27 protein-coding genes are annotated in these 26973 nt (G+C 62.6%); 14 read left to right on the top strand and 13 right to left on the bottom strand.

Features of this window, described 5'->3' with window-relative positions; translation table 11 throughout:
• Positions 1–228 precede the first annotated feature (228 nt).
• On the top strand, positions 229–1770 hold the full coding sequence (locus EN861_RS11740) for a helicase HerA-like C-terminal domain-containing protein (protein WP_127278923.1): 1542 nt from the start codon (positions 229–231) through the stop codon (positions 1768–1770).
• A gap of 34 nt (positions 1771–1804) precedes the next feature.
• On the opposite strand, the gene EN861_RS11745 is transcribed toward EN861_RS11740, so the two are convergent.
• The gene (locus EN861_RS11745) at positions 1805–2629 is read right to left on the bottom strand and encodes a L,D-transpeptidase (RefSeq protein WP_127871327.1); all 825 of its coding nucleotides are present in this window, start codon (positions 2627–2629) and stop codon (positions 1805–1807) included.
• A gap of 171 nt (positions 2630–2800) precedes the next feature.
• A complete protein-coding gene (locus EN861_RS11750) occupies positions 2801–3463 on the bottom strand; it encodes a haloacid dehalogenase type II (RefSeq protein ID WP_127278921.1) in 663 nt (220 codons plus the stop codon).
• Between the two features lie 156 nt (positions 3464–3619).
• Here EN861_RS11750 and EN861_RS11755 point away from each other — a divergent pair, with 156 nt between their 5' ends.
• The 4 genes from EN861_RS11755 to EN861_RS11770 all read left to right on the top strand — a co-directional run bounded on the left by EN861_RS11755 (position 3620) and on the right by EN861_RS11770 (position 6831).
• Entirely contained in the window at positions 3620–4498 is an 879-nt protein-coding gene (locus EN861_RS11755; protein WP_127278920.1) for a branched-chain amino acid aminotransferase, read from the top strand.
• 177 nt (positions 4499–4675) lie between these two features.
• Complete coding sequence (locus tag EN861_RS11760; protein WP_056563640.1) at positions 4676–5272, top strand: superoxide dismutase; 597 nt, start codon at positions 4676–4678, stop codon at positions 5270–5272.
• Between the two features lie 161 nt (positions 5273–5433).
• A complete protein-coding gene (locus tag EN861_RS11765) occupies positions 5434–5871 on the top strand; it encodes a cytochrome c (protein ID WP_127277813.1) in 438 nt (145 codons plus the stop codon).
• 9 nt (positions 5872–5880) lie between these two features.
• Positions 5881–6831, top strand: coding sequence for a cytochrome c (locus EN861_RS11770; protein WP_127277814.1), 951 nt, complete (start codon positions 5881–5883; stop codon positions 6829–6831).
• Here EN861_RS11770 and EN861_RS11775 read toward each other — a convergent pair.
• The 3 genes from EN861_RS11775 to EN861_RS11785 form a co-directional block, all read right to left on the bottom strand.
• Complete coding sequence (locus EN861_RS11775; protein WP_127277815.1) at positions 6828–7229, bottom strand: SET domain-containing protein-lysine N-methyltransferase; 402 nt, start codon at positions 7227–7229, stop codon at positions 6828–6830. The two genes, EN861_RS11770 and EN861_RS11775, sit on opposite strands and share 4 nt — an antisense overlap.
• A 152-nt stretch (positions 7230–7381) precedes the next feature.
• Positions 7382–8008, bottom strand: a complete 627-nt coding sequence (locus tag EN861_RS11780) for a LysE family translocator (protein WP_127277816.1) — start codon at positions 8006–8008, stop codon at positions 7382–7384.
• A 19-nt stretch (positions 8009–8027) separates the two neighbouring features.
• Positions 8028–10127, bottom strand: coding sequence for a S9 family peptidase (locus tag EN861_RS11785; RefSeq protein ID WP_135863666.1), 2100 nt, complete (start codon positions 10125–10127; stop codon positions 8028–8030).
• Positions 10128–10241: 114 nt separating this feature from the next.
• Between EN861_RS11785 and EN861_RS11790 the strand changes: the two genes are divergently transcribed.
• Together EN861_RS11790 and EN861_RS11795 are read left to right on the top strand one after the other, a co-directional pair.
• A complete protein-coding gene (locus EN861_RS11790) occupies positions 10242–10610 on the top strand; it encodes an SH3 domain-containing protein (protein WP_127277818.1) in 369 nt (122 codons plus the stop codon).
• A gap of 410 nt (positions 10611–11020) precedes the next feature.
• The gene (locus tag EN861_RS11795; protein WP_027143963.1) at positions 11021–11446 is read left to right on the top strand and encodes a MucR family transcriptional regulator; all 426 of its coding nucleotides are present in this window, start codon (positions 11021–11023) and stop codon (positions 11444–11446) included.
• 98 nt (positions 11447–11544) lie between these two features.
• Here EN861_RS11795 and EN861_RS11800 read toward each other — a convergent pair whose 3' ends face one another.
• Positions 11545–11973, bottom strand: a complete 429-nt coding sequence (locus EN861_RS11800; RefSeq protein ID WP_135863668.1) for a SufE family protein — start codon at positions 11971–11973, stop codon at positions 11545–11547.
• 100 nt (positions 11974–12073) lie between these two features.
• Complete coding sequence (locus EN861_RS11805; protein WP_127277820.1) at positions 12074–12424, bottom strand: DUF5330 domain-containing protein; 351 nt, start codon at positions 12422–12424, stop codon at positions 12074–12076.
• A gap of 534 nt (positions 12425–12958) precedes the next feature.
• Between EN861_RS11805 and EN861_RS11815 the strand changes: the two genes are divergently transcribed.
• The 3 genes from EN861_RS11815 to EN861_RS11825 all read left to right on the top strand — a co-directional run bounded on the left by EN861_RS11815 (position 12959) and on the right by EN861_RS11825 (position 15921).
• The gene (locus EN861_RS11815) at positions 12959–14710 is read left to right on the top strand and encodes a HAMP domain-containing sensor histidine kinase (RefSeq protein WP_135863672.1); all 1752 of its coding nucleotides are present in this window, start codon (positions 12959–12961) and stop codon (positions 14708–14710) included.
• The gene (locus EN861_RS11820) at positions 14685–15503 is read left to right on the top strand and encodes a peptidoglycan-binding protein (protein ID WP_135863674.1); all 819 of its coding nucleotides are present in this window, start codon (positions 14685–14687) and stop codon (positions 15501–15503) included. The genes EN861_RS11815 and EN861_RS11820 overlap by 26 nt, the downstream gene beginning before the upstream one ends.
• 70 nt (positions 15504–15573) lie before the next feature.
• Positions 15574–15921: a DUF1491 family protein gene (locus tag EN861_RS11825; protein WP_127871331.1), complete on the top strand. Its 348-nt coding sequence runs from the start codon at positions 15574–15576 to the stop codon at positions 15919–15921.
• Here the strand turns inward: EN861_RS11825 and EN861_RS11830 are convergent.
• The gene (locus tag EN861_RS11830) at positions 15899–16918 is read right to left on the bottom strand and encodes a hypothetical protein (protein WP_189343613.1); all 1020 of its coding nucleotides are present in this window, start codon (positions 16916–16918) and stop codon (positions 15899–15901) included. The two genes, EN861_RS11825 and EN861_RS11830, sit on opposite strands and share 23 nt — an antisense overlap.
• 210 nt (positions 16919–17128) lie before the next feature.
• On the opposite strand from EN861_RS11830, the gene EN861_RS11835 reads away from it, so the two are divergent.
• A complete protein-coding gene (locus tag EN861_RS11835) occupies positions 17129–17314 on the top strand; it encodes a hypothetical protein (RefSeq protein WP_127277826.1) in 186 nt (61 codons plus the stop codon).
• Between the two features lie 58 nt (positions 17315–17372).
• On the opposite strand, the gene EN861_RS11840 is transcribed toward EN861_RS11835, so the two are convergent.
• The 5 genes from EN861_RS11840 to EN861_RS11860 form a co-directional block, all read right to left on the bottom strand.
• Positions 17373–17942, bottom strand: coding sequence for a DUF1254 domain-containing protein (locus tag EN861_RS11840; protein ID WP_127277827.1), 570 nt, complete (start codon positions 17940–17942; stop codon positions 17373–17375).
• Positions 17935–18519, bottom strand: coding sequence for a DUF1214 domain-containing protein (locus EN861_RS11845; RefSeq protein WP_127871333.1), 585 nt, complete (start codon positions 18517–18519; stop codon positions 17935–17937). Before EN861_RS11845 ends, EN861_RS11840 begins: the two co-directional genes overlap by 8 nt.
• Before the next feature lie 108 nt (positions 18520–18627).
• A complete protein-coding gene (locus EN861_RS11850; RefSeq protein WP_135863678.1) occupies positions 18628–20781 on the bottom strand; it encodes a penicillin-binding protein 1A in 2154 nt (717 codons plus the stop codon).
• A gap of 224 nt (positions 20782–21005) precedes the next feature.
• Positions 21006–21938 (bottom strand): dimethylarginine dimethylaminohydrolase family protein, encoded by a 933-nt coding sequence (locus EN861_RS11855; protein WP_010915034.1) that lies wholly within the window; start codon positions 21936–21938, stop codon positions 21006–21008.
• 23 nt (positions 21939–21961) lie between these two features.
• A complete protein-coding gene (locus EN861_RS11860) occupies positions 21962–23563 on the bottom strand; it encodes an amidohydrolase (protein WP_189343614.1) in 1602 nt (533 codons plus the stop codon).
• Positions 23564–23639: 76 nt separating this feature from the next.
• Between EN861_RS11860 and EN861_RS11865 the strand changes: the two genes are divergently transcribed.
• From EN861_RS11865 to EN861_RS11875, 3 genes are all read left to right on the top strand, one after another.
• Positions 23640–24527, top strand: a complete 888-nt coding sequence (locus tag EN861_RS11865) for a LysR substrate-binding domain-containing protein (protein WP_127280983.1) — start codon at positions 23640–23642, stop codon at positions 24525–24527.
• Between the two features lie 166 nt (positions 24528–24693).
• Positions 24694–25788, top strand: a complete 1095-nt coding sequence (locus EN861_RS11870) for an ABC transporter ATP-binding protein (protein WP_135863684.1) — start codon at positions 24694–24696, stop codon at positions 25786–25788.
• Positions 25789–25857: 69 nt separating this feature from the next.
• Positions 25858–26970 (top strand): ABC transporter substrate-binding protein, encoded by a 1113-nt coding sequence (locus tag EN861_RS11875; RefSeq protein WP_127280994.1) that lies wholly within the window; start codon positions 25858–25860, stop codon positions 26968–26970.
• Positions 26971–26973 lie beyond the last annotated feature (3 nt).

Here is a 26973-nt window from a genome sequence, read left to right on the forward strand (position 1 = left end):
ACCTGATATAGGTCGGCTTGGGTGGGCGGACCATGGACGATTGCCAAACACCATCGAAATTCGCAAGTTCCAAAATCCGATCCTGGCGATTGGTCCGATTTGGACGATTGGCCTGGATTGGATGATCGGCCCCGCGTTGGACAATTGTCATTGTCGCTGTGCAACAGCCTCACTATACCTTCGGGCAAAGGCTGGCTTTGGGCACATCAGTTTGCGGAGACCCGACATATGGCTGACGACACCAGTATTTTCATCGGCGCCAGCCGCAAGCCCGACGACAGCTATCAGCGAGCTGAAAATCTGCTGCTGCAATACGGCAATCGCCATGGCCTGGTGACCGGCGCCACCGGTACCGGCAAGACCGTCAGCTTGCAGATCCTGGCGGAGGGATTTTCCAACGCCGGCGTGCCGGTCTTCTGCGCCGACATCAAGGGCGACCTTTCCGGCATCGCCATGATGGGCACCGCGCAGGATTTCCTGGTCAAGCGGGCGGAACAGGTGAAGCTCGACCCTTACGACTTCCAGGAATTCCCGGTCATCTTCTGGGATCTGTTCGGCGAGCAGGGCCACCCTATCCGCGCGACCATTTCGGAAATGGGACCGCTGCTGCTGTCGCGGCTGATGAACCTGACCGACGCACAGGAAGGCATCATGAACATTGCCTTCCGCATAGCCGATGAGGAAGGGTTGCTGCTGCTCGACATGAAAGATCTGCAGGCGCTGCTCGCCAACATTGCCGAGCGTGCAGAAGAGATCAGCGCCCGTTACGGCAACGTCACCAAGCCATCGGTGGGGGCCATTCAGCGCACGTTGCTGGTGCTGGAGCAGCAGGGCGCGGCGAACTTCTTTGGCGAGCCGGCATTGCGCATCGCCGACATCATGCGCACGACCCGCGACGGTCGCGGCGCCATCAGCGTGCTGGCCGCCGACAAGCTGATGATGAATCCGCGCCTCTACGCGACGTTCCTTCTCTGGCTGATGTCGGAGCTGTTCGAGGAACTGCCCGAAGTCGGCGACCCCGACAAGCCGAAGCTGGTGTTCTTCTTCGACGAGGCGCACCTCTTGTTCGACGAGGCGCCGAAGGTGCTGATCGACCGGGTCGAGCAAGTGGTCCGCTTGATTCGCTCCAAGGGCGTCGGCGTCTATTTCGTCACGCAGAACCCTTTGGATATTCCCGAAAAGGTCCTCGCCCAGCTCGGCAACCGCGTGCAGCATGCGCTGCGCGCCTACACGCCGCGCGAGCAGCAGGCGGTGAGGACGGCGGCCGAGACCTTCCGGCCCAATCCCGATTTCGACTGCGCCACCGCCATCACCCAGCTCGCCACCGGCGAAGCGCTGGTCTCGACGCTGGAGGCCAAGGGCATTCCGTCGATGGTCCAGCGCACGCTCATCCGTCCGCCGTCGTCGCGGCTTGGACCCATTACCCCCGCCGAGCGGCTGAAGCTGATCGGGGAAAGCCCGGTCACCGGCCAGTACGACCAGGTCATCGACCGCGAATCGGCGTTCGAGATGCTGCAGAAGAAGGCCAAGGAGGCGCAGGACGCCGAGGCGCAGCAGGCAGACACCGGCGGCTCGCGCTGGACCATTCCAGGCTTCGGCAATGACGATCCAGCGCCGCAGTCCGGTGGCAGGCGCGCGCCGGCGCCGCGGCCGTCCAATCGCCAGACGGTGGCGGAAGCCGCAATCAAGTCGGTGGTGCGATCGGTCGGCTCGTCGGTCGGACGTGCGATCGTGCGCGGGATTCTGGGGAGTTTGTCGCGGGGGCGGTAGGATCGGGCAGCGGCGTTGCCGCTGCCCTGTGAGCTCAGAAGATCGCGTCCGTGACCGCCTTGACCGGGCCGAGCAGCACCGATCCATCCGGCACGCCGGCGTCGATCGGGATGGCCTTGTGGTTCGCCGTCGCCACCATGGGCTGGCTGGCGTTGCTGGTCACGATGACCGGGCTCTTCGACGGCACGCGGTCATAGAGATCGATGATGTCCTGGTTCATCAGGCGCACGCAGCCCGATGACACCGATTTGCCTATCGAGCGCCATTCCGGCGAGCCGTGCAGGCGATAGAGCGTGTCCACATTGCCCTGGAAGAGATAGAGCGCGCGCGCCCCGAGCGGGTTCTTCAGGCCGCCGGGCATGCCGCCATTGTCGGCGCTGTACTGCTTCAATTCCGGCTGGCGCGCGATCATCTCATCCGGAGGCGTCCATTTCGGCCATTTCTGCTTCCACTGGACGACGGCGTCGCCCGACCATTCGAAGCCGGCGCGGCCGAGCCCGACACCATAGCGAATGGCCTGGCCGCCCGGGCGAACCAGATAGAGGAAGTGGCCTGTCGTATCGACGACGATGGTTCCCGGCTTCTGTCCGGTCGGGTCGGGCACGATCTGGCGCAGGAACTGCGGGTCGATCCTGTCGACCGGGATGGCCGGCAGATCGAAGCCGCCATCGTTGACCGCCGCGTACATAGACGCATAGTCGGCGAGCGGCGGCTCGACATAGGTAGGTGGCGGCGGCTCGGCCGGCCCCGGTCCGGTGGTTGCGCATGCCGAAACCGCGATCGAGGCGGCGCCCAGGGCTGCGGCGTTGAGAAAGCAGCGACGGCTCAGGCGATAGGATTCGATTTCGGTTATGGACATGGCTGCCTTCTTTAAGACTCAAATCGCAACAAAGCGTCAACACGCCGACGTCCGCCGCGGGTGCCTAACAACACCTGAGGCGATAGGCGGTTCCGATTCTGGCCCGAACGTGGACAAACAAAGGCGAAGCTGTGACTGCGCCGCCACTGTGGCGTTGGGGCCACAGGTCTGTCAGCTGCCGGATACGAGGGCCTCCAGCGATGGCAGGATCAGGGCCGGCGGCAAGTCCCGGTATTCCTCCGGCTGGTTGGAGCGGTTGATCCAAACCGTGCGGAAACCGAATTTGGTGGCGCCCGCAATGTCCCAGCGATTGGAAGACTGGAAGGAGACCGCGCCTGGATAGAGGCGCCAGCCGGTGGCGACCATGTCGTAGACCGCTGGGTCGGTCTTGAAGCGCCGCACCGCATCGACCGAATAGACGTCGTCCAGGACCTGGTCGAGTGCCGCGGACTTTACTGCCGCTTCAAGCATTTCGGGCGAGCCATTGGAGAGGATAGCCAGTCTGGCGCCGGAAGCCTTGAGCGCCTTCAGCACGGCTGGCACTTCGGGGTAACAGTCCAGCCTCCAATAGGCCTCCAGCAACTTTGCCTTGAGACCAGGATCGGCCGAAGGGACCTTGCGCAAGGCGAAGTCCAGCGCCTGTTCCGTCAACTGCCAGAAATCGCAATAGGCGCCCATCAGCGTGCGCACCCAGGAATATTCGAGTTGCTTGGCGCGCCAGATTTCGGACAGGAGCTGGCCGTCCGGGCCGATCGCGTCTGCATGGCGGCGCACGGCGGCGTGCACGTCGAACAGTGTGCCGTAGGCGTCGAAAACATAGGCGGCGTATTGCATGGCAACAGTTTTGAGGCGAGGCGGGACAAGGTGCAAGCCTTGATTGCACCGCACCCGTCGCTGGCCTCAACAAATCTCCCTGATGATGGTTGACGAGGCCTGTCAAAGCATCTTCCAATGGCTGTCACATAAGATTGACCGGAACGGGAAAACGCGATGACACTGGCGGCAGCGGCGCAATCCGCGACATGGACTTTCATCGATGGCGATTGGTACGAAGGCAATGTCGCCATTCTGGGGCCGCGCAGCCACGCCATGTGGCTCGGCACCAGCGTGTTCGACGGGGCTCGCTGGTTCGAGGGCGTGGCGCCGGACCTCGAACTTCATGCCGCACGCGTCAATGCCTCGGCGATCGCGCTCGGCCTCGCGCCGAACATGACGCCGGAGCAGATCGTCGGGCTGACCTGGGACGGATTGAAGAAATTCGACGGCAAGACGGCGGTCTACATCAGGCCGATGTACTGGGCCGAGCATGGCGGCTACATGGGCGTGCCGGCCGATCCCGCCTCGACCCGTTTCTGCCTGTGTCTCTATGAATCGCCGATGATCTCGCCGACCGGTTTTTCCGTGACCGTATCGCCGTTCCGGCGGCCGACCATCGAAACCATGCCGACCAATGCCAAGGCCGGCTGCCTCTATCCCAACAACGGCCGCGCCATCCTCGAGGCCAAGGCGCGCGGCTTCGACAATGCACTTGTGCTCGACATGCTGGGCAATGTCGCGGAGACCGGAAGCTCGAACATCTTTCTGGTCAAGGACGGCCATGTGCTGACGCCGGCGCCCAACGGAACCTTCCTGTCCGGCATTACCCGCTCGCGCACGATGACGCTGCTCGGCGACTATGGGTTCAGGACGACCGAAAAGACGCTTTCGGTGCGGGATTTCCTCGAAGCCGACGAAATCTTCTCGACCGGCAACCACTCCAAGGTGGTGCCGATCACCCGCATCGAGGGCCGCGACCTGCAACCCGGCCCGGTGGCCAAGAAGGCACGCGAACTCTATTGGGATTGGGCGCATTCGGCCTCGGTTGGCTGAGATGCCGGTTTGAGCTTTTTGTCGCTGCGCGGTTGGCCGCAGGAAAAGCGTGTGACAGTTCTCGGGAACCCGCTTAGAAAGAGAACCGACGCTTCACTTCCGGAGTTGTTCCAGCTCAATCGCGACCTATCTTACTCCGGTATCCACACCGGATTTTTCCACGAGGGAGTACTACCCATGGCTTTCGAATTGCCCGCTCTGCCCTACGACTATGAGGCCCTGCAGCCCTATATGTCGAAAGAGACGCTGGAGTATCACCACGACAAGCATCACAAAGCCTATGTTGACAACGGCAACAAGCTCGCCGCCGAAGCCGGCCTTGGCGATCTTTCCGTCGAAGAGGTGGTCAAGCAGTCGTTCGGCAAGAATGCCGGTCTCTTCAACAATGCCGCACAGCATTACAACCACATCCATTTTTGGAAGTGGATGAAGAAGGGCGGTGGCGGCAACAAGCTCCCTGGCGCGCTGCAGAAGGCTTTCGACAGCGATCTTGGCGGCTATGACAAGTTCAAGGCCGACTTCATCGCCGCCGGCACGACGCAGTTCGGTTCGGGCTGGGCATGGGTTTCGGTCAAGGACGGCAAGCTGGCGATCTCGAAGACGCCAAACGGTGAAAACCCGCTCGTTCATGGCGCATCGCCGATCCTCGGCGTCGACGTCTGGGAACACTCCTATTACATCGACTACCGCAACGCCCGGCCGAAATATCTCGAGGCCTTCGTCGACAGCCTGATCAACTGGGATCACGTTCTCGAACTCTACGAAAAAGCCTGACAGGCCTCCAGAAAAGCCCCGCAAGACGGGGCTTTTCTTTTTTGTACCGAAGTGCCGCACAAGCAAAGGTCATACAAAATTCATGCCGCGAGAAGGGAATATTCCTCCCGCCACGTCCGTTAACGTCCTGTCCTGAATGCCTTCATCACGGAGCCAAATGAATGAGAAAGCTTGTCATCGCCATCTCCATGCTCGCACTCGCCGCGTCGGCGGCCTTTGCCGATCCGATCCTCGACCGGCAGGCTCTGATGAAGGAACGCGGAAAGATCGTCGGCGGCCTGGCGAAAGTGGTCAAGGGCGAGGAACCCTTTGATGCCGCCGCGGTGCTGACGCAGCTGCAGGCCGTGCAGGAAAATGCCGAGAAATTCGACGTAGAGGCCTTGTTCCCGAAGGGCAGCGATGCCGGCGACACCACGGCGGCACCAAAGATCTGGGAAGACATGGCCGGCTTCAAGGCGGCCGAGGACAAGTATCTCTCCGACGTCAAGGCCGCGGTCGCGGCAGCTCCTGGCGATGTCGATGCGCTCAAAGCGCAAGTCGGCGTTCTTGGGTCGAATTGCGGCGCCTGCCATCAGAGCTACAGGGTCAAGAAGGGCTGATTGCCTGATATGGCATGGCTGAAGAAGCTCGTCGGCGCGGCCCTCGTTCTGGGCGTCGTCGGCGCGGCAGCCGGTTGGCTGCTGTCGGCGCCGGTCAAGCTTGATGCGGCGGCGTTGGCGCAACTCGGCCCCGGCGATGCTGTTCGGGGCAAGCGGATTTTTTATGCAGGCGGCTGCACCTCCTGCCATGCGAAACCTGGGTCGCAGGGCGATGCACGGCTTCAGCTCGTGGGTGGCCTTGAACTCAAGACGCCGTTCGGCACCTTCGTTCCGCCCAATATTTCGCAAGACCCCAAGGACGGCATCGGCGCATGGTCGGCCGAGGATCTCGCCAACGCCATGTTGAAAGGCGTATCGCCCTCGGGTCATCATTTGTATCCGGCGTTTCCCTACGCGTCCTACGCGCGCATGAAACCTTCCGACATTGCCGATCTCTATGCCTTCCTGAAGACGCTTCCCGCCGTCGCCGGCAAGACGCCGGGCAATTCGCTGGCGTTCCCGTTCAACATCCGGCGCGGCATTGGCCTATGGAAGCGCCTCTATCTCAGCGACCAGCCTGTCATTCCGCTGCCTGGCGGCACGCCGGAACCCGTGATGGCAGGCCGCTATCTGGTCGAAGGGCCAGGTCATTGCGGCGAATGCCATACGCCCCGCGACTTGGCTGGCGGCATCAGGAAAAGCGAATGGCTGGCCGGTGCTGTGGCAGCCGAGGGCTCGGGCGTCGTGCCGAACATCACTTCGGGTGGGAGTGGCATCACCAACTGGTCGGAAGCCGACATTGCCAACTACCTCGAAACCGGGTTCACGCCGGATTTCGATTCCGCTGGCGGCGCGATGGTCGATGTGCAGCGCAACATGGCCGAGCTGACGGCGGACGACCGTGCGGCGATTGCCGCCTATCTCAAGGCGGTACCGCCGCATCCCAACGGCTATCCGCCGCGCAAGAAAAGCACGAACTAGTCTTCGGACTGCAGGTGTCGATCGCCGAGGAAATCGAAGCCCGTTTCGAAGAAATGGTTGTAGTTGCAGGTCATCTCCTCGCCGGGCGCGATGTCGCGCAAGGCGTAGGTTTCCTCGGGCGACGAGACATCGCAATTCGGCTCGTCGTCATGGTTCATGTAGCGGGCGTCGTCGGCTTCGAAGACGATATAGGCCGGATCGCGCCGGTCGGGGTAGGAATAGCGGTCGAGATAGTTCTTCACCGGCCCGGTCTCGCCCTCATAGGTCTCGACGTCGATGATCCGGTCGAACCGGGGGTCGAGCTTCCAGACCAGCGTGCCCTTGGCAATGTGGTGCTTGGCAAACACACCGATGCCCTGGATCGGCGATTTGTCGAGATAGACGTCGACGAGCAGCATGATGGACCCTTGTGCGAGTGTGGGCTTCGTGGCCGGGAAAAGTCGTGCTTTGGGTAACGCGCGAGCGTCGCAATTGCGAGCGGAAATGAGCCGCGCGGAATTCAAAAAGTCATGATCATCATGCCTGCCGACAGACGCGTGGCTGCCTGACCTCAGCGCTGTTGCAAGGCCAGGCGTACACCGAGCGCACAATAGATGCCGCCGACAACCTTGCCCTGCCATTTCAGCACTGTCGGATTTCGGTGCAGGAAACTGCCGAGCCGCCCCGCGCTCACCGCGAACACAACCGTGCTGAATAGGCCCAGCACGACGAAGATGATCCCCAATACGGCCAACTGAACCATCGCCGATCCGTTTTCGGGCCGCACGAACTGAGGCAGGAAAGCGAGGAAGAAAAGCGCGGTCTTGGGGTTGAGCACCTCGGTCAGGACAGCCAGTCGAAACGCCTTGCCGGCGGAGATTGCAAGCGCGCCGGCGGTCGGATCGGTCGGCGCTTTCTCGATGATGGCGCGAATGCCGAGGTAAACGAGATAGGCCGCGCCGATATACTTCACGATGCTGAACAGCGTCGCCGATGTGGCGATGATCGCCGAGATGCCGACCATCGCCATGACGGTATGAAACACATCGCCGGCCGCGATCCCGGCGCCGGTGGCGATCCCGACCCTGGTTCCCGAACTCGTCGCGCGCGCGATCGTCAACAATGTGGCCGGACCCGGAATGAAGACAAAGCCGAACACAACCGCGATATAGGCTATCAATGTGGACAGATCGATCACCGCGGCGTTCCTCCGTTAGCTATGCCTTGTCCGTCACCTTCAGGGTGAAGGCATAGGTATAGGCGATCTCCTCCAGGCGTGAAAACCGGCCGGACGCGCCGGCATGGCCGGAATCCATGTTGATCTTGAACAGCACCGGATTATCGCCGCTCTTGCGGTCACGCAGCCGCGACACCCACTTGGCCGGCTCCCAATAGGTGACGCGCGGATCGGTAAGACCGGCGAGCGCCAGGATCGCCGGGTAGTCGAGCGCGGCAACATTGTCGTAGGGCGAATAGGCGGCGATCGTCCGGTAGTCGTCGGCCGATGCAATCGGATTGCCCCATTCCGGCCATTCCGGCGGGGTCAGCGGCAGCGTCGCGTCGAGCATGGTGGTAAGCACGTCGACGAACGGAACCTCGGCCACGATGCCTCCGAAGCAATCCGGCGCCATGTTGGCGATGGCGCCCATCAGCATGCCGCCGGCCGAGCCGCCCTGCGCGACGATGCGGTCATGCGCGGTATAGCGCTCGGCAACGAGGTGACGGGCGCAGGCGATGAAATCGGTGAAGGTGTTCATCTTCTGTGCCCGCTTGCCGTCATCGTACCAGCCATAACCCTTGTCCTTGCCGCCGCGGACATGGGCAATGGCAAAGACTAGGCCGCGGTCGACGAGTGAGAACCAGTTGGTATTGAAGGCGGCCGGCACGGCAATGCCATAGGAGCCATAACCGTAGAGCAGGCAGGGCGCGGAGCCGTCCAGCGGCGTGTCGCGGTGGTGCAGAAGCGAGATCGGCACCAGTTCGCCATCGGCCGCGGGCGCCATCAGCCGCCTCGTGACGTATTGATGCGGGTCGTGGCCGGACGGCACTTCCTGGGTCTTGAGCAGCACACGCTCACGGGTGCGCATGTTGTAGTCGAACATCTGCGACGGCGTCGTCATCGACGAGTAGGAAAAGCGCATCATCTCGGTGTCGTATTCCAGGGACCCCGAAAGGCCGAGCGAGAAGGCTTCCTCATCGAAGAAGATCAGATGCTCTTCGCCGCTGGCGCGGTCACGCACGACGATGCGCGGCAGGCCTTCCTTGCGCTCGAGCCGGACCATGTGGTCCTTGAAGCCGATCACCGACAGGATCAGCCGGCCCGGTTCATGCGGCACCAGTTCCTGCCAGTTGGCGCGGACAGGATCGCTCGCCGGCGCCGTCATGATCTTGAAGTCCTTGGCACCGTCCGCATTGGTCAGGATGAAGAATATGTCGCCGCCTTCCTCCAGCTCATACTGAAGGCCGGTCTCGCGCGCCGACACCAGCTTCGGCTCGGCAAACGGATCGCTGGCGCTCAACAGGCGATATTCCGAAGTCTCGTGATCGTTGATGCCGATCATGATCCATTGATTGTTGCGGGTCCCGTCGACGTTCATGAAGAAGCCGGGGTCGGTTTCCTCATAGATCAGGCGGTCGTTTTCAGGATCTTGGCCCAAGGCGTGGAACAGCACTTTGGACGGCCGGTGGTTCGGATCGAGACGCGTATAGAAGAACCCGTCATTGCCTGCGTCCCAGACGCCCGAACCGCCGGTGGCGGGAATCTGGTCCGCCAGTTCCCTGCCATCGGCAAGGTCGCGCACACGCAGCGTGTAGAATTCGGAACCCTTGTCGTCGAAGGCCCACAGCAGCTTGCGATGATCGGCCGAATGATCGACGCCGCCAAGCCGGAAATAGGCCTTGCCCTCGGCCTCGGCGTCGCCGTCGAGCAGGATCTGCTCGAGTCCGCCGTCGCGCGGCATGCGGAAATAGCGCGGCTGCTCGCCGCCAAGCTTGAAGGAAGACCCATAGGCGTAAGGACCGTCCTTCATGGGAACGGAAGAATCGTCTTCCTTGATGCGGCCCTTCATTTCCTTGAAAAGCTGCTTTTGCAGATCCGACGTGTCGGCCATCAGCGCCGAATGGTAGGCATTCTCGGCTTCGAGTTCGGCGCGGATCCCAGGATCGAGCAAGGAAGGGTCCCTGAACATCTCCTGCCAGTTATCCGCCCGCAGCCAGGCATAGTCATCGGTTCGCGTGATGCCGTGATGCGTATCCGAGACCGGCCTTTTTTCGGGGGCAGGCGGGTTGACGGTCGGAAATCGGGAAGTCCTGGTCATTGCGTCTCGCTCTGGAAATATCTTGAACGATGTATGAACGCGCAGATCAGCGCGGGTTCAAGAGCTGTTGCGTAGAGGTGGTGTCGGGCCCTGAGATGGTCGGGAGGAGAGAAGATGACTGTTCGGTCTCGTATTGCTGCGGTCTTCGCCGTCGCTTCGTTGACTCTGGTCTTTGCCGGCCAGTCTCATGCGACCGTATTCGCAGCTTGGCAAGTAGCCAATGTGCCGTTCGGCGACACGCTCAATGTGCGCAAATATCCGTCGGGCATCTCCCAGAAGCAGGCCGCATACCAGAACGGGACCGTCCTGCAGATGACCGGACGATGCACCGGCGGCATGGATCTGCTCGATATTGCCGGCCAGGAGGCATGGAAACAGCAGCAGACGGTTCGCTATCGCTGGTGCGAAGTCTGGCATGACCCCGCCAGGAACGGCGTCTTCGTCACCGGCTGGGCCTATGGCGGATACATCGTGCCGTTTTGACCCCGGAGTGGCCTGCTTGACCGGGGAATGGTTTGGCAACCTGTGGTTTTGTGGACAGGTGTGAACAACCAAGCTTGCCGGTGTGCTCGTCAAGCAAACCGGAGCATTGAAGCTTGTTTTGTGAGTTATCGCGAATGTAACGATTAGCTGACCCAACGTCAGCCTTTGTCCGTTTGGCGACCGAAATATCGAAAAATTACATGGTGCACGAAAGATTGAAGCTGATCCCGGAATAGTTGATCAACATTCCTAAATATAATGCAAAGAGCGAATTGACTTACTTGACGTGTGGTCGCATTGATGTCCCCGTGACACGAATCGCGGATGCTCTATCTGCAAAAAATTCGTGCAATGCCCTGCTTGTAAAAAAGGGCGCAGACCGACGTAACTCTTGTTGGGGCCTGAAGACCATGGATATTGTCGAAACACCTTCCAGAAACAATGATGCGCTGATCGAGCTCACCGCCGATGTGGTGGCTGCCTATGTCAGCAACAATCCCGTGCCGGTCGGCGAACTGCCGAACCTGATATCCGATGTCCACGCCGCTCTTGGGCGTGTGGGCGGTACCGTCGAACAGCCGCCTGCGGACAAGCAGAAGCCGGCTGTCAACCCGAAGCGCTCGGTTCACGACGACTACATTGTCTGTCTTGAAGACGGCAAGAAGTTCAAGTCGCTCAAGCGTCACCTGATGACCCACTACGATCTGACGCCCGATCAGTATCGCGAAAAGTGGAACCTGGACCCAAGCTATCCGATGGTTGCCCCGAACTACGCGGCGGCCCGCTCGCAGCTTGCCAAGAAGATGGGCCTCGGCCGCAAGCGCAAGGCGCGGTAGCCGATACTGCCGGATTGGACCTGAAATCGGACGGCGCCTTCGGGCGCCGTTTGATTTTGAGGGCCAGAGCAATTCCAGGAAAGGTGTGAAGAAGCCTGTCAGGCAGTCTGCGCGAGCGCCATCTCGGCGTCGCGCTTGATGCGCTTGACCATCGAGCGAAGGCCGTTGGCGCGCTGGGGGGACAGGTGCTCGTCGAGGCCGAGTGCCTTCAGCGTTGCTTCAGCGTCGGTTTTCTGGATTTCGCTGGCTGTCTTTCCGGAAAACAGCGCCAACATGATCGCGACCAGTCCGCGCACGATATGGGCGTCCGAATCGCCCGTGAAGGTGATGACGGGATCGGCGCCCGAATCGCGTTCGGTGGTCAGCCAGACCTGGCTGACGCAACCCGGCACCTTGTTGGCGGCGTTGCGCTCCGCATCGGGGAAGGGAGGCAGCGCTTCGCCGAGCTCGATGACGTAACGATAGCGGTCCTCCCATTCCTCGAGGAACGAGAAGTCGTCGCGGATCGTCTGGATCGTGGTCGTCATGACCCGGATATAGTCACGCGGCGGCGCCGCGTCACGGAAAAAACAAGGACACCGCGGGCGTCGAGAGGGCAAACGATCCGCGGTGCGCCGTCGAGACGGCTTAATTCTTTATCGGCAGGTTGACCGTCTGGGGCAGGACGATTTCGTCCGGCACGCTGCCCGTCATTGTCGAGGTGTCGGGGCCGGCGGACTTGTCGTCCAGCATGGCGGCCGCGATCTTGGCGGTCTCCTTGGCGCGTGCGGTGATGGTGTGCATCGCCGACTTGCCGGTTTCGCAGACATCGGGCTTGCGTTCGCAGATTCCGGCGATGTCGCCGACGGCGTCGCGCGCCGCGAACAGGGCCTGGATCGGCCCGACGCTTTCCTGGCCCGTTTCATCGGACCCGACGCCCAGCGGCAGCGCCAGCAGCACAAGTGAAAACCAGAAAGCCATTCTTATCAGGAAGAACATGCCTTGCCTCTCGTCGTGACCGGATCATGCATCATATGGCATGACCTCTTTTATGGGCAGGATATTGGCACACAGGGACGAAAGACGGCTTGCATGATCGCCGAGAATTTTCCTCAAATTTTAGGCAAATTCGAAACGAAGCGTTTTTGCTGTCGATTTGTTTCATATCGGGACGATTCTCGTTACCATCCGATAACCATTTATCTATTTGTTTATATGACATTTTTCGCAAATCAAGGCGATCCCGTTCCTGCCGCTTGGCCGGTGATGGCGGGCGTTCGCGAATAACCCTCCGTTTACTATGGCTGCATTTGCCCGGGTTTTCGGCGGCCGTCATCCCGATATTTGCCGCAGGGCCGGCCTTGGTCGGCCCTGCCTTATCCATTCCTTAAACGCTGGATGCGAGTTTCAAAGCCAATCAAGACAATCTGCAAAAGCAGAGCTGTTCCCGACGAGTGCGAGTGCGTTGAGTTGATGCCGATCGAGGCCAGATACGCTGAATTGCCTGGCGCAATGGCGGCCGGTTGTGAACGCATGGTTCATCCCAGCGTTCTCGGGCGCAGCGACCGCGAGCGCCAGCGCCGTTTCATAGGCGTGATGCTGGCCGCGCCGTTCTTTGCAGCGGGTGCCGCGGTCACGCTGGTTACATCGGGCATGGGGGCCGCCGTGACCATGGCCGCCATTTTCGCCGCCTTCGGTCTGTGCTGGTTCGTCGCCCTCCTGGTGGCCGCGACCGGCAAGATGGCCGCCGCGGGACCGATCGCGCTGGCGATGGCGGCGATTGCCCTTGGCGGTCTCATCGGTGCCGCAGGCGGATTGAGTTCACCTGTCGCCATGCTTGCCCTGGCGCTGCCATTCGAAGCCTGGTGGATCGGCGCGTCGCGGCGTGCGGCATTGTGGGGGGGCGCCTCGGCCGCCATCGCCATCGCCATTCAGTCCCTGTCGGCCGCCTTCCTTCCATTCGCGGACGCGCACATCGCCGCCTGGCACTGGCTGGTGCCATTGGCCTGGGCGCTGACCCTCATCCCGCGCATATCGGCTTTTCGCGGCTCCGCGGGCGCGACCGATACGGTCGATGCAGGGGACCGATTGGAAGACATCATCGACGCGGTGGTCTTGCGGATCGCCCGCCACGGCGAAGTCGTGGATGCGTCCGCCAAGGCGCGTACGCTTCTGAAATTGCCGCCTGAACTGTTGTCCGGAACGGGCCTCTTCGACCGCGTCCACCTGTCGGACCGTGTCGCCTATCTCAGCGCCCTGGCCGACATGCGAGACGGCGCACTGTCGCGCCGTCTCGAATTGCGCATCAGGCTGCCCCAGAGTGGCAATGGCACCCAGAACGGAAATGGGTTTGTGGCCGATAACTATCAGCCATTCGCGCTCGAACTGGTGCGCGGCGAGGAACAAAGCGACGTCTTCACGCTTGTGCTGCGCGAGAATGACGAGACAGCGCGGCTGCGCGAAGAACTGGCGCAAGCCAATGAGACGGCGGCGGCCGCCGAAGTGGCCAAGGGCAGGTTCCTGGCAGTGGTGAGCCATGAACTGCGCACGCCGTTGAACGCCATCATCGGCTTCTCCGACATGCTGCTGCACGAGATGTTCGGCGCCTTCAAGGACCCGCGCCAGAAGGAATATGTCGGCCTCGTGCGGGATTCGGGCCAGCATTTGCTGGCAGTCGTGACATCCATACTCGACGTATCGAGAATCGAATCGGGCGTCTACGCCACCGAACCGGAGCCGTTCCGGTTCGTGGAAGCCGTGGACATGTGCCAGTCGATGATGCGGCTGCAGGCGCGGGCCAAGAATATCGACCTGCAGACGCAGATCGCCCCTGACGCAGGCGATATCAACGCCGATCGCCGCGCCGTACAGCAGATGCTCATCAACCTCGTTTCCAACGCGATCAAGTTCACGCCCGACGGCGGCGACGTCGTCGTCGGCGCCAAGCGGATCGGCTCACGTCTGCATTTCTGGGTCAGGGACACCGGAATAGGCATTGCCGAGGAGGATTTCGCCAATCTCGGCAAACCCTTCATGCAGATCCAGAACGACTATACCCGCCGTTTCGAGGGGACGGGTCTTGGCCTTTCCCTGGTGAAGGGGCTGGTGGCCTTGCATGAAGGGACCATGTCGATCGAAAGCATGCCGGGCGAGGGCACCACGGTGACCATCAGCCTGCCGGTCAGCGGGCCGAAGGGACGCCCCGCCAACCAAACCGGAGTGCTGACGATGCCGGTGACGAGGGCGAAAGGGGACGGAAATGGCTCGCTCCGCAAAACAGCCTAAGGCGGTCAAACGCCGCAGCAATGCCTTTCAGGACGGCGCCATCGCCGTTGGCGGCATGATTTCGCGCAATCCCGTCCTTGTGGGAGGATCGACCGCATTCCTGGTGACGCTGTTCTACGTCTCGGCGAATGCACTGTGGTATCAGCCTTTCCCGCACGCCGGGGCATTTTTCGCCACACGCAATTTCCAGGGCTTTCCGCACGCATCCGACGAGCCGGAGACAACGATCAACATCGTGCGGCCCAACGCTGCGCCCGCCCCGATCAAGGGCGATCCGGTGGTCGAGCAGGTGCAGGGCATATTGAAGGATCTCGATTTCTATTCTGGCACCGTCGACGGCATTTCCGGCCCCAACACGCGCAAGGCCATACAGGCCTATCAGCAGAAGGTCGGGCTGAACGCCTCGGGCGAGATCGACGCGCTGCTGCTGGACCAGTTGGGGGCAACGCCGAAGACCGCCGCCGTGCCCAAGCCGCAGCCTCGTCCCGCCATGCCGTCGGCCGCCGTTCCCGTGTCGTTGCAGACGAATTCTGGGCAGACGAATTCTGGGCAGACGAATACTGGGCAGACGAGTTCCGCCCCGGCCTCCACCGAAGGACCCGACCCCCGCATCGTCAAGATCCAGGCCGGGCTCAAGGCCTTCGGCAATGATGACATGCAACTGGATGGCGTCGTCGGTGCGCGCACCAAGGCGGCGATCAAGGAATTCCAGTCGCTGTTCGGACTACCGCAGACCGGCGAGCCCGACGAGATCGTCTACGTCAAGATGCGCGAGATCGGCCTGACCAACTGACGGCCGAAACGACGGCTCGCCCTGCATGGGAAATTTCGATAGAGAGCCCGCATGTCGTCGGGAGTCTTCCATGCGTGTAACCGCTGATCTGTGGGTGTCGGCCCTGTTGCGCCGGGTTTTTGGCGCCGGCGGATTTGCCGCTGTGGTCAATCGCGGTGCGACCGAGGCCGGGGCTGTGTTCATCCTGGCGCGGGGCAGGATGGGTGAAACGGCTCTCTACGGGCCGGCACCGCAGACAAGCTACGATTCGGCCAAGCCCGAGGACCGTTTTTTCAGCCTTCTCGCCACCGGCGATGATGCCGCCGTGCTGGATGCGAGACTTGAGCGCGAGAAAAAATTCGATCCCGACATCTGGGTGGTCGAGATCGAGGCCGGGAGCGTTCCCGTCGAGGAGCTTATTTCCGTGAAGACGCCCTGAGGCCGGGGGCTTCGTCGCCGTTGGAGGCCTTGCGGCTGTCGCCGTTCGTCGGCGAAACGTTGCGAGCCGCCTTCGACAGGGTTTCGGCTTTCCATCCCCGCACCGTCTCCAGGGCCGCATCGCGATGCAGCAGGCGGTAACGGTCGAGATAGGTCCGGATGGCCTGCGGATGCGGGAACAGGCTGGGATAGACGGCAACCGTGACCAGGAATGCCCGGTCCTCGCTGAAGTCGAGCGAACGCAGCGCCGCAAGCAGTGGCGCATAGTTCTGGTTAGCGATCAGCGATCGCGCGATCGAGAAATCAATGTCGAGGGCGTCCGCTAGCGCGGTCTGGAAGAAGGCGGCGTTTCCGGTCAGTGCCGTCTCGCGCAGTTTGACATAGGTATCCGCACCTGGGAACGCATCGACCTTCGCGGCCAAGGCTTCGTCGCCGGTGTGCATCATTGAGCGCAGCCTGCGCCGCGCGTTCTCGGCGGCAACGCCGGGCGCCTGTGGGGTTTCGGCGCTGTCCGCCGTCGCTTGCGTCTTTACGGCAAGGCCTTGCGCCGGGGCTGCTTCCCGATCCCGCACCCGCACCAAGGTCGGTCTTTCAAGCGCCCTGATCAGATCGGCGATGGTCGGGTTCAGCTCCTTGCGCCGCGCTATGGCGCGCGCATGCGGCAGCCCATGCCGGCCAATCAGCGCGATCAGGTCGATATCGCTGACCGCGCGCGAACGGATGAGCAGCGGAGCGGCGATGTCGACCGGTTCCTCGCAGAGGCGCCGCACCAGGGCCGTGGGTGCATATTCGCATTCGGAAAGGGCGGCTGCCACGTAGCGTCGCGATTCGACGGACACGTCGTCGAACAGCGGCAGGGTCAAGTCCTCGAGCTGGCCGATCTCGCGGCGCGACGGGCGCGTCAGTGAGCAGAACGCCGACACGGCGGCGCGGAACAACCTTTCGGCTTTTCCCGATTCCGTCCTGATCGCGATTTGCCTGAAGTCCGAAGATGACACGAGGGATACGCCTGACACCGGATACACACTTGGCCTCGCGCCACCGGGACTGTGCCGGTTTCGCGATTGCCTCGGTCAGAACGCTCTGACCTCTAGACAAAGATCAAGTTAGCGACGATCCGTTAGCGGTCCGTTAACCCTCTGCCGGCCTTAATGATATTTGGAGGCGTTGCGTTGTGCTCCGGGGAAACCGAGAGGAATGCGCGAACCATGGGCATGGTACTGTCTTTCGTGCCGCGTGCGGCACCGACCAATCGAGCCAAGCAAACCACCGAGATACCGGCGGCCGTGATCATATTTCCCGGCATCCGCTATGAGCGGCCCAACACCGGCGAAGCGCGGCCCGCAGGCCCGGACAAGCCGGGATCGCCACGGACGCCAGTGCCGCATCACTAAGCCTTAAGGCTGTGGCCTGGTCCGCCAGCCCTTCAGCTCTGGACCTCTGGTCGACGGCCTAGAAATCCTGCAGCTCGCAGGAACTTTGATCGAGAAAGCGCGACACGATCGGCTTCCAGCTCTCGTCGGGCACGAAGCTGCGGATGACGAAGATGCCTTCGTCGATGGGCGCCTCGACAAAAATCGCTCCCTGCAGGTCTTCGGGCAGGTCCTTGCGCACGTCGATCATCTGCGCCGGCGTCAGCACGACTGCATCCAGCTTGCCGCCCGTCGCCGTATGGTCGTTGAAGGAATAGACATTGTGACCGCTGCGGTCATAGACCGACACCGACCAGAAGGGGACGTTTCCTGGTGCCTTGATCCGCACCATTCCCTCCTCGAGGTCGAAGCGGCAGGCCGTGGCATAAAACAGCGGGTCGACCGACTTCACCACCGGCGCACCGCCCGCTTCGGCGTCGAGCCGATTCATCCTGTAGAGATCCGACGCCAGGGAGAGACGCGACCAGGCGTCACGTTCCGAAAATTCCGGCACCAGAAGCAGGACGATAATGTGGACGATGCCGGCGCCGACGAGGCCGAGCAGGATGGCATGCAGAAGCCTGCGCAGTGCGGCACGCAAACTACGCATCGCAGCCTGCCTTGACGATCCTGGGCAGCGAAACGTCCGACAGGCCGGTGCTGCTGGCGATTGGCGTGTCATAGAAGGTCAGGACGAAGTACATCCTTCCCGAACCGTCGGTCAGAAGCCAGTTGCCCGGCATCGGGTGATGGCCGACGGAAATGATCACCGAATTGTCCGGTTGGCGCAGCACCTCGTAGGACTGAAGTGCCGCAAGCCGCGATTTGCCGGTCTCGACGACGCCGAGCGATTGATCGGCGGCATAAAGCGTCCAGAACCGGGCCGTTGGAAATCCACCCTCGATCCTGTAGGTGCATTCCCGCTTGAGCTGGTCGCCGGCGGCATCATTTTCCGCCACGAAGGACAGGCCTTCGGCGCGGCCGAGCGCCAGCACGCCCTCGCGCGCCACGCGCGCCTTGGAATAGGGATCCGCGGCCGGTGTGCCGATGTCGGGGAAGGCGGTCCACTGGCCGATCCTGATCGCGCCGACGCCGTCCTGGATCTTCAGCGCATACCAGACGCTGGCACCGCCCCCGCCAACGGCTATGGCAAGCGAGATCAGCATCAGGAAAGCATTCTTGAGCATTAAGGGCCGGGTGCGCGAGGATTGCCGTTCGGGGATATCGCGGCGCAGGGCCCTGTGGCAAGCCGGCGTGATGGTTTTGCCTGTCGGTCTTGTCTCACCGGGCGGATGTCACAGGGCCGAAAGCGTCTCGGGTGGAGTGGGGGCCTCGAGTTTGGGCGCCATCTGGAACAGTTGGCTCATGTCCCGCAGCGTCTGCGTGGTTCGGCTGGACAGCACCGGCGGCCGCTCGGCGGCGGCGTCGGCCGCTGCCTGCTCCTCGCTCTTCTTCTGCGCCTCGGCGGCCTTGGCCGCGATCTCCTCGTCAACGAAGGGTTTGTCGATACCGGGGATCGGCTTCAGGTCGATGTTCTGGTGCGCGTAGACCATCAGCCGCTGCCACACCATCGCCGGCAGCGAGCCGCCGGTCATGTTCTTGGTGGGGGTGAAATCGTCATTGCCCAGCCACACGGCCGCCGTGTAGTTGCCGGTGAAACCCACGAACCAGGCATCGCGGTAGGATTGTGTCGTGCCGGTCTTGCCGGCGACGACGATGTTGGGAATTTGCGCCCGCCGCGCCGTGCCCATCACCGGCACGGCCGCCAGCATGGTGTTCATGGATTTCAGCGCCTGCTCGGACAGCACGCGATGCGGCGGCGGCGCGTCCTTGGTCCAGTCATAGACCACGTCGCCGGTGCGGGTGACGAGCTGGGTGATGCCGTGCCTGGAGCCGACGAAGCCGTTCTGGGCAAAGACGCTGTAGCCAGTCGCCTGGTCCATCACGGTCATGCCCGAGGTGCCGAGCACCATCGTCTTGTGCCCTTCGAGCGGCGACTCCACGCCAAACGATTCCGCCAATGCCTTGATCGGCGCGATTCCGAGATGGTCCTTCGCCAGTCGCACCGGCACGGTGTTGATCGACTTGGCCATCGCCATGATCAGCGTGATGTTGCCCGCCGACTCGCCGCTGTAATTGTGCGGTGACCAGTTGCCCCAGCTGATCGGCCCGCCCGAAATGATCGAGTTCGGCGTGAAGCCGTGTTCCATCGCCGTGGCGTAGACATAGGGCTTGAACGACGAGCCGGTCTGCCGCAGTGCCTTGGTGGCACGGTTGAACTGGCTGGCGCCGTAATCGCGGCCGCCGACGATCGCCCGCACCGCGCCATTGGTCTCGATGACCACCACCGCGCCTTCGGTGACGTTGTACTCCTTGCCGAACTGGCGCAGGTGGAACTCGACGGACTCTTCCGCCGCCTTCTGGATGTTGGCGTCGAAGGTGGTATGGGCGACCAGCGAGTGCTGGCCGGGCTTGGCGATCTTCTTCACCTCGTCGAAGGCCCAGTCGAGATAGTAGTCGGGACTCTTCTGTTCGCCGCGGTCGACGACGTCGGCCGGATGCAGCCTGGCCTGCAGCACCTGGCCTTCGGTCATGAAGCCGGAATCGACGAGGTTGGACAGCACCACATTGGCGCGCGCGCGTGCCGCCGGCAGGTTGATGTGCGGCGCGTATTTGGTCGGCGCCTTGAACAGGCCGGCGAGCATCGCCGCTTCGGCAAGGTTCAGGTCCTTGACGCTCTTGCCGAAATAGAAATCCGCCGCCGCCTCGATGCCGAACGTGCCGCCGCCCATATAGGCGCGGTCGAGATAGAGCTGCAGGATTTCCTTCTTCGACAGATTGGCCTCCAGCCACAGCGACAGGAAGGCTTCCTTGATCTTGCGCTCGAACGTGCGCTCATTGGTCAGGAACAGGTTCTTGGCCAGCTGCTGGGTGATGCTGGAGCCGCCCTGGACGACCGAGTTTGCCCGCACATTCTCGAAGATCGCCCTGGAAAGGCCGAGCACGTCGATGCCGTAATGGTCGAAAAAACGTCGATCCTCGGTGGCGAGCACCGCCTTGATGACGTGGTCGGGCATCTCGTCGACCGGTACTGAATCGCGCTGGATGATGCCGCGCTGGCCGATCTCGTTGCCGTAGCGGTCCAGGAAGGTGACCGCGAAGTCGCCTTGGGCACGCCAGTCCCCCGTGGTGTCCTGGAAAGCGGGTATCGCCAGCGCCAGCATCACCACCATGCCGCCGGCGCCGAGTGTAAAACCTTCGCTCAACAGTTCGATGAAGCCACGGCGCCAGCCCTTGAGACGGAAGCGCCGCGAGAAGATCGTCGCGGTCTCCCAGAACTCGCGCGCCTTGAACCCGATCTCATAGAGCGAGGAATCGAGCCACGCGTCCAGCGCCAGAAGGCGGGAGGCGATCGGACCTCTTCTCTTGCGCGGTTCAGGGTTGACCATTCTAAAACCCGGCTCGGCTCTGGCGCGACCTGAAAACCGCAAGCGGGCAATTTCAGGGCGGTGCCCTGTTCCGACTATTCATCCATTTTGCCGACACTCACAAGGGCGTCGGGGACACAGCTGCAAGGTTTGTCGATGGAAGAGCCGGGTAGCCGGCGGCCCGGCTCCTCGCGCGCCAGAATCTTGATCCGGCGAGCGAGGGGGATTTGCCTTTTCCCGGGCTATCAGGCCGCCTCGCGCTTCAGTGCCTGCGCCATGCAATGAATGCCGCCGCCGGTCTTGGAGATTTCGCTCATGTCGACCGCCGCGACCTCGAAGCCGCGCGCCTTGAGTTGGCCGATCAGCGTCTGGCTGGAGGTCGGCGCGATCACCCGGTCCTTGCCGAGCGACATGAAGTTGCAGCCGAGCGCCATCGTGTCCTGGAAGGGCACGTCGATGATCTCGTGACCCTTGCCCTTCAGCCAGTCGACGATGCCGGGTTCGGTGCAGGCGAGGCAGACGGCGGTGAGCTTTTCGGCGATCGGCACAACCATCAGGTCGATGTGGACGTAATATTCGTCGATGAAGGCGATGCGCGTCTCCCAACCTTCCTTCTCGAACCAGGCTTGCACCTGGCGGGCGCCTTCCTCCTGCGTGCGGGCGCCGCCGCAGCCGATCAGCACCACGCCGTCCTCGATGACGTTGAAGTCGCCGCCTTCGAAGGTGCCGGCCGTCACCATGTCGTAGATCGGGATGCCGAGCTTTTCATAGGTGCGGATGGCGGCATAGTTCTCGCCGCGCCGCCACCAGTTGGCCATGGCGGTGATGATGGCGCCATAAGGCGTCATGACGCTGGAATCACGGGAATAGACCTGCATCGGCAGCTCCGGTGTCGGCTCGTGCCAATGGATATTGACGCCGAAATGCTCGTAGGCCGCGACCAGATCCTTGTGCTGCGCCTGCGCGATCTGGACGTTGCAGGGCGCCTCGCGCAAATGTTTTCGCGAGAGCGAGCTGGTCGACAGATGACGCAGGAAGTTCGGCGATCCGAGCAGCACGTCGGTCAAGACATCGGTTTCGTTGGCGAAGCCCCATGATGTCAGCGGTTTGGTGCCGCCGGCCGGGTTGCGGCGTTGCAGCGAAAACGGTTCGGCGACGATGCGGTCATGAACGGTCATGCGGTTCTCCTCGTGGCTTGTTCTCAAGAATTGGTCAGTCGCGCATTGTTTGGTATCCACCAGTCGCGCCCGCGCGGCGTGGTGACATATTCCGGCCAGCGGAAATTGATCGGCGGCTCGTAGTCGCAGAGCGGCGCGATCCAGGTGGAGCCGCCGACGCCGCCGCCGGTACGGGTGGTGAACTCGTTCATCGCCTCGTCGCGGACGGTTTTGTCCTCGAGCAGGCGCAGCGCCGCCAGCGCGACCGTTTTGGCCGCGCAGATGACCATCGGATCGATCGTCGCGGGAATGCCGCCCAGAGCATTCATCACCCATGCCGGAAAAGCGTGGCCGTTTGCCGAGCGCAGCGCTGGGCGGGCGACATAGAAGCGCGCGGTCGGCGCGTGCCAGCTCATGTCGGTGTAGTCGTCGGAGGTCGAATTCACCTGGGAAGGCGGCAGGTCGCGGCGCAAGATCGCCTCGGCCTCCTGTGGCGAAATCAGCCGCTCCAGCTCATCGATGAAGGGGTTTTCGGTCGCGGTGCCGCCGGCATTGACCTGGATTTCCCGCGCGATCGTCCTGGCGGCCTCGTCCCAGCGTGGCGGCCCGACCGTCGACAGGGCTTCGTAGGTAATCCCTGCCATGGCGTGGTTGGCCAGCCCCGGCCGCGACTTCGACACCCAGTGCCGCTCGTAGCGGCAGCCGCTGATCGCGGCCGCGGCCGCGGCGTTGCGGTCGAGCACCGCCGTCACCTGCTCGGCCATGCCGATGGTCGGCACGCGGATCATGTACTGGATCTCGGCCAGGCCGGCCGGCAGATTGTCGGCGGTGGCCTGGCCAGCCGTCAGGATCGCCTCGCTGATCGACCAGCCGCCCTGGTGCGGCAGCATGGAATCGCGCAACGCCTTGGAGGCCATGTACATGGTCATCAGCGCATCGTTCGCGCCCGGTGCCCTGACCGCCGAATGCGCCTGCGGGATCGGCACGCCGTCGCCTGCGCGAATCCAGTTTTCGGGTTCGTCGCAGACGAAACGATAGATCATCGCATAGGCCGCGCCGCAATGCGTATCCCAGCGAGCGGTGTTGCAGAGCGGCAGCATGTAAAATGGATGGAAGGAAATCATGCCGGCAAGGCCGTCATAATAGCCTTTTGCCGCATGGATCGGCTTCGAACCGCGCACCTTTTCGGCCGGCTCGCCGGTAAAGCGCAGCGTGCCCTGAATGTCGTGGCGCTGCATGGCGGCCTTGGTCGCTAGCAGCCCGCCGAGGCTTGCTATGCCGAGCCCCGAATGCGGGTCGGTATGGCCGCCGGCCTCGACACCAAGGCCGGACCGTGGCTGCCTCACCGTCACGGCGTCCTGGCAATTGCCGGGCACGGCATCATATTCGGCATACATGCCGATTGTCGGTCCGGCGCCGTTCGTCCAGTGGGCGCAGAAGGCGGTCGGCATGCCGCCCGAGCCTTCCTCGACGGAAAATCCCTCGCGTTTGAGCCGATCGACATACCAGGCGGCCGATTGGTACTCGCGCCATGCGGTCTCGCCGAAATCGAAGATGCTGCGTGTCCAGGCCGACAGCAGCGGCTGGATGCCGTCGAGGCAGGCAAGCGCGGTTTCTTGCGCCGATGTCGTCACCGGTTTGTCCATGCTCTAGAAGAAAGCAGTGAAGCGGCTCGCCAAAAAGTGATATGTTTTCCCGGTTCGTGCAAATTCGGTTCACCTCTTGAGAATTCCTTCGACACAGGCGCTACGCGCCCTCGACAGTTTCGCCAGGCATGGCAGCGTCTGGCGTGCCGCCGACGAACTGCACCTGACCCGCAGCGCCGTCTCGCATCAGCTGCGGTTGCTCGAGCGTGACCTTGGCTTCGATCTCCTGCAACGCATCGGCAAGGGCGTGGCGCTGACGCCGCGCGGCCAGCGCTATGCGGCCGATGTCAGGAAGGCGCTAACCGTGCTCGGCGACGCGGGAGCGCAAAACAGCGGTGCGGGCGTCGGCGGTTCGTTTGCCATTTCCTGCCCTCCGGGCTTCGCCTCGATGTTCCTTTGCTCCCATATCGGCGAGTTCCAGCAAATGTATCGGGACGTGGCACTCTCGATCTTGACGCCTCGTCGCCTCGATGACGTCAGCAATGCGGAGGCCGACGCTTTCATCGCCTTTGGCGTCGGCAACTGGCCGAACCGCGCGGTGGAACTGCTCTGCGAGGTCTCGTTCACGCCGCTCTGCAGCCCGACGCTGCTCAACAAGGTCGGTGGGTTTTCCAAGCCCGCCGACGTGCTGCGCGCCAATTTGCTCCATCTCGGCGACACCGAGGACTGGGCACGCTGGCTGGCATTGTCGAAGGTGGAAAATCCCGACACCGAGGGCGGCATCTTCTTTTCCGACATGAACCTCGTCTTTTCGGCGGCGGTCGCCGGGCAGGGGATTGCCATGGGCGACGAACTGACAGGCCGCCGGGCGCTGAGCGAAGGCCGCCTGGTCAAGCCGTTCGAGGCGTCGGTCCCCTCGCCACGCTCATATTTCCTGGTCTTCGAGCATGCCAAGGCGGGACATCCGGTACTCAATGCCTTCAGCGATTGGTTGAGGGCAAAGCTATCGGAGAACAGGCTCTAGGCGAATTAAGACTAGCAGATCCCCCACGAGGGGGAGATTGGCGGTTCCAGCCACGCCATCTTCCATCCACCCGTGAATCAAATTTGCCGATCAGGCGAAAACTATTCGGTTGCGGTGAGCTTCGGCCCTGCCTACGATTTGGCTCAACGGTAAGGATAGAGGCAGGATGCAGCAACCCGGCCGGGCCGCAGAGATCAAGGCAATCGGGATCGGCAAGAGCTTCGGCTCGTTCCGTGCACTGGACAATCTGACGCTTGACATTGGGCGCGGCGAGTTCCTGACCCTGCTTGGCCCCTCCGGCTCCGGCAAGACCACCTTCCTGATGATCCTGGCCGGCTTCGTGCAGCCGAGCGAGGGCAGGCTTTTCAGCGACGGCGCCGACATCACCGACCGCCCGGCCGAGCAGCGTGCCGCTGGCATGGTGTTCCAGGGTTATGCGCTGTTTCCGCATATGAGCGTCGAAGCCAACATCGCTTTCCCGCTCAAGGTCCGCAAGAAATCGGCCGCCGAGATCAGGAAGCGCGTCGGCGAGATGATCGAGCGCGTCGGTCTGGTCGGCCACGAGAAGAAACTGCCGTCGCAGCTGTCCGGCGGCCAGCAGCAGCGCGTCGCCCTTGCCCGCGCGCTGGTGTTCGAGCCGGGCGTGCTCCTCCTCGACGAGCCGTTTTCGGCGTTGGACAAGAGCCTGCGCGGCCAGATGCAGGCCGAGATGAAGCGCCTGCATCAGGAGACCGGCACCACCTTCGTCTTCGTCACCCACGACCAGAGCGAGGCGCTGGCGCTGTCGTCGCGCGTCGCCATTTTCAACCACGGCAAACTGCTGCAGGTCGGGGCGCCGGACGAGGTCTACGACCGGCCGGACAATCGCTTCGTCGCCGAGTTCCTCGGCGAGATCAACATGCTGCCGCTGAAGGGGGTCAAGCCCGCCGACCACGGCTCGACCGGCCTTTGCGAGGACCGCGCGGTCAGCATGCACTGCAAGGCCGAGAAAGTCCGCGGTGACGCCATCCTGGCGATCCGGCCCGAACACATGTCGATCGCGCCCGAGGCGGCAGCTGGAGAGAACGGCATCGCCGCGACCGCGATCGCCTCGACCTATCTGGGGGCGGCGACCAAGCTCGACCTCACCACGCGCCATGGTGCCAAGGTAACCGTCTCGGTGCCCAACGAGGTCGCGGCGGCTGCTCTCAGCAAGGGCAATTCCGTCTGGCTGACATGGCCGGCGGAAAAGGGCTTCCTCCTTCCGGATGGAGGACAATGAGCGCCGGTGCGGCCTGATCCGCCGCACCGGTTTCCGGATTGAAATCAACGAAAACAAAGGGGAAATGACATGAACGACACCAAGAAACAGGCCATCGAAACGCTGTCCGAGAGGACGAGACGCGGCGAGATCTCGCGCCGCCAGTTCACGCAACTCGCGGCACTCGTGCTTGCAGGCTCGCCGATGCTGCTGCGCTCGACCGGAGCCTTCGCGGCGGCGAAGGAACTGGTGCTGGTGAATTGGGGCGGCGACGCGATCACGGCTTACGACGCCGCCTATGGCCAGGCTTTCACCAAGGACACCGGCATCACCGTCAAGATGGACGGCTCGGGCCCGACCGAAGGCGCGATCGCCGCGCAGTCCAAGAGCGGCGCCCCGACCTGGGACCTAGTCGACGTCGATCCGTTCTCGGCCATCACGCTCGGCGCGCAAGGCATGCTCGAGCCGATCGACTACAATATCGTCGACAAGAAGAAGATGCGTCCCGGTTTCGGCTGGGACTATGCCGCCTCGACCTATTTCTTCTCCTATGTCATCGCCTACGATTCCGAGAAATACGGCAAGGATGCACCGACCGGCATGGCCGATTTCTTCGATGTGAAGAAATTCCCCGGCAAGCGTTCCCTTTACAAATGGGGCGTGTCGAGCTGGGAAGCGGCCCTTCTGGCCGACGGCATCGCACCGGCGTCGCTCTACCCGCTCGACTTGAAGCGTGCGCATGACAAGATATCAGCCTTCAAGGAAAACGTCGTCGCCTATTGGGGCGGCGGCGCCGAGAGCCAGAGCGTGCTGCTCAATGGCGAAGCGTCGATGGCGATCGTGTGGTCGACACGGGCCTCGCTGATCGAGCAGGATTCCGGCGGCAAGATCAAGTTCATCTGGGACCAGGGTCTGATCTCGCCCGGTGCGCTGGCCGTGCTCAAGAACAACCCAGGCGGCAAGGATGCGGCGATGAAGTTTATCGCCAGCGCCCAGGATCCGGAAAAGCAGCTCGTCATGTTCGACAAGCTCGGCCAGGGTCCGGCCAATCCGGCGGCCGACGCGCTGATTCCCGCCGACAAGAAGCGCATCAACCCCGTCGATCCGGAGAACATGAAGAAGCAGATCCCGCTCGACATGGACTGGTACGCCAAGAACTACGGCGCGGCCCTCGACGAATACACCAAGATCATCTCCGCCTGATCA

The organism is Mesorhizobium sp. M8A.F.Ca.ET.218.01.1.1 (assembly GCF_004791165.1).
Classification (GTDB): Bacteria; Pseudomonadota; Alphaproteobacteria; order Rhizobiales; family Rhizobiaceae; genus Mesorhizobium.